Raw genomic sequence first — 3,112 nt, 5'->3', positions numbered from 1 at the left:
GGGGTGGGGTGGACGGAGCGGGCGCCCCAGCCGACACGAGCTCCGGCGCCAAGGCACCGGCCGCCGACTCGGGCGGAGCGTCGGGCGCAGCGCAGGGCACCGGCTTGGCCGGCGCGGCCGTGGTCATCGAGTCGAAACTCGCGCGGTCCGCCTGGCTCGGGATCAAGGTCAGCGACCTGACGGGATCAGCAGCCCGCGCCCGCGTCATCGCCACCGATGCCGGCGGTCAGGTCATGTCCGAGGACGTCGTCACGGCAGTCGACCCGACGGGTGGGCCGGTGGGCCCACAAGGCGTCGACCCGCAGCTCGGGGTCGGCACGTCGGTGCCGGACGTCGGGGTGGACGAGGCACGCATGGTGCTCAGCGTCCCGGCGAAGGCGCTCGACGACGTGCTGACCCAGCTGTCGAAGATCGGGTCCGTCAGCCACCGCTCCTCGCAGTCGCAGGACGTCACCGACAGCTACATCGACACGAAGGCCCGCATCCAGCCGATGCGTGACGGCATCGACCGGGTGCGTGCCCTCCTCGCCAAGACGACGGACCTCCAGCAGGTCATCACGCTCGAGAGCGAGCTGAGCCGGCGCCAGGCCGACCTGGACTCGTTCGAGCAGCGCCTCGCGAAGCTCGACGCGATGACGACGACGAGCGACGTCACCGTGACGCTGTGGACCGACGCCACCACGCCGGTGCCGACCCAGAGCGGGATCACCGGGGGCCTGCGCACGGCGTGGGACAGCCTCCTCGGCTCCGTCACGGTCATCCTGACCGGGCTCGCCGCGCTCCTGCCGTGGCTCGTCCTGCTCGTGCCGCTCACCCTGCTGGCCCTGCGGGTGTGGCGTCGTCGCGGCGCAGGTATGCCGTCTGCGACCTCCCACACGGCAGGTGACCCTGCGGCCCTCTCCTCACCGCAGGCTCCTGCCGAGACCGCCGCCGCGTCCTCGCCCACCGGTTCCGGGGGCTCCCCCTCCGGGGACTGAGGCGTCGACGCCGGTCAGCGGTTCGGTCAGCGACCGAACCGGTGGCGGAGCATGTCACCGACCTGACGGACCTCGCGCACGTGCATGGCGTGGGCGATGCCGACGTAGATGACGCCGAAGACGAGACCGACGAGACCGATCTCGACCGCGCTGGCGAACATCCGCCTGAGGGCGGAGGGCGAGCTCTCGATGGCCGCGCCCGTGATCGGGTTGAGCACCAACGTGACCCCCCAGGCGACGACACCGGCGACGGCTGCAGCGACTCCGACTCGCGACGCCGTGACCAGGCCGCTCATGAGGCCGAGGGGCCCGGTGCGCCGCCGGAGCAGGAAGAGGCCCACGCCGGAGCTGACCACGTTGCCCACGGTCTGACCCATCGCCATGATGCCGATGGCCCACACCGGGTTGACGAAGAACGTCACGGCACCGGCGATCGCGCTGATGGCTGTGAGCAGGGCCTGCATGACGACGGTCGGCTTGCCGTCCTCGAGCGCGAAGAACATGCGGTAGCAGAGCAGGTCGAGCCCGAACGGCACGAGCCCGAGGATCATGATGATGAGGACGCTGGCCGAGACCTCGACGGACCGGGCGTCGATCCCGGGGTTGAGCAGCGCCACGATCGGGTTGGCGAGCACGATGACCGCCACCATGATCGGCACGTTGGCCACCAGCGGCATCGCCAGACCGGTGCGGAAGTCGCGTCGGAGGCGATCCCGATCGCCTGCAGCGGCTGCCGCGGAGAAGCGCGGGAAGAGCGCCGTCATGATCGAGACCGTGATGAAGGCGTGCGGCAGCATGAAGAGCGTGAACGCGATGCTGTAGGCCATAGGTCCACGGGCCGCGCTCCTCAGCCCGAGCACGCTGGCCTGCGCGGTGGCGTTGTTGAGGACGCCCTGGCTGATGAAGAAGCCGATCTGTGACACCGCCAGGCCGCAGAAGGCCCAGAGGGCGAGTCGGCTCACACCCCCGAGACCGACCCCCCGGAGGCCCCAGCGCGGCCGGTAGTGGAACCCGGCGCGCCGCAGGGCCGGCACGAGCGAGAGCGCCTGGACCACGACCGAGAGCGTCGCCGAGCCTGCGAAGAGCCAGATCATCGGTCCGGTCCACTCGGACGGGTTGCGGGGCTGCTGGTGCCCGTTCGGACCGACGCCGTGCGGCTGCCCGAAGACGACGAGGAAGAGGACGAGTCCGGCGACCGCGACGACGTTGGCGATGAAGGGCGCCCATGCGAACGCGCCGAACTGCCCTCGCGCATTGAGGACCTGCCCGAGCAGGGCGAAGAGGCCGTAGAAGAAGATCTGCGGCAGGCAGATGAGCGAGAACGCCAGCGCGAGGTCCTTGAACTGGGGCGAGGAGCTGCGCGCGAGCAGCCACACGAAGCCGCCGGCTCCGGCCATGACGACGACGGTGATGAGCGCCATCCCGGCCAGGGCGACCGTGATGACGCGGTCGGTGAACTCCTGGCCGCCGTCGTGCAGCTTCATGGCGCGCGCGAGCGACGGGATGAGCACCGCGTTGAGGATGCCGCCCGCTGCGAGGACGTAGAGGACGTTGGGGAGGGTGTTCGCCAGGGAGAAGGCGTCGCCGGCCAGCTGCGCACCGATGATCGCGGTGATGAGGCCGTTGCGCACCACCCCGAGGATCCGCGACGCCACGGACCCACCGAGCATGGTGAGACTGGAGCGAGCGACCGAAGGAGCCGCCGTCGTCATCGGCGGCTCGAGCACTCGTGGACGAGCGCGGTCACCCGGGTGAGCACGTCGGGGTCGACGTCGGGCAGTACGCCGTGACCGAGGTTGAAGATGTGGCCCGGCGCGGGGCGCCCTTCCTCGACGATCTCGCGCACGCGCCGCTCGAGGGCGTCCCACGGCGCGAACAGCAGGGCGGGGTCGAGGTTGCCCTGCACGGCATACGTCGGCCCGAGGCGCTCGACGGCGTCGGTCAGCGACACGCGGTAGTCGACCCCGACCACCTCGGCCCCGGCCGCACCCAGGAGAGCCAGCAGCTCGCCCGTGCCCACCCCGAAGTGGATGCGGGGCACGTCGAGGTCCTCGACCATGGCGAGCGCGGTCGCGGAGTGCGGCATCGCGCGGGCCGCGTAGTCCGCGCGCGACAGCGCACCGGCCCAGGAGCTG

Annotated in this window: 3 protein-coding genes; 1 reads left to right on the top strand and 2 read right to left on the bottom strand. The window is 71.2% G+C overall.

Going from position 1 to position 3,112, the window contains the following annotated elements:
• Nucleotides 1-977: DUF4349 domain-containing protein (locus AC1DP0_RS20160; RefSeq protein WP_478088039.1), on the top strand; the 977-nt coding region annotated here is incomplete at its 5' end.
• A gap of 26 nt (nucleotides 978-1,003) precedes the next feature.
• Here the strand turns inward: AC1DP0_RS20160 and murJ are convergent.
• Together murJ and AC1DP0_RS20150 are read right to left on the bottom strand one after the other, a co-directional pair.
• On the bottom strand, nucleotides 1,004-2,689 hold the full coding sequence (gene murJ / locus AC1DP0_RS20155) for a murein biosynthesis integral membrane protein MurJ (RefSeq protein WP_478088041.1): 1,686 nt from the start codon (nucleotides 2,687-2,689) through the stop codon (nucleotides 1,004-1,006).
• Nucleotides 2,686-3,112 (bottom strand): uroporphyrinogen decarboxylase family protein (locus AC1DP0_RS20150; RefSeq protein ID WP_478088037.1); only part of this gene is annotated, 427 nt, incomplete at its 5' end. The genes murJ and AC1DP0_RS20150, both read right to left, overlap by 4 nt.

This window comes from Terrabacter sp. P5_B1, assembly GCF_056400505.1.
This window is presented reverse-complemented; position numbering and strand designations above follow the sequence as displayed.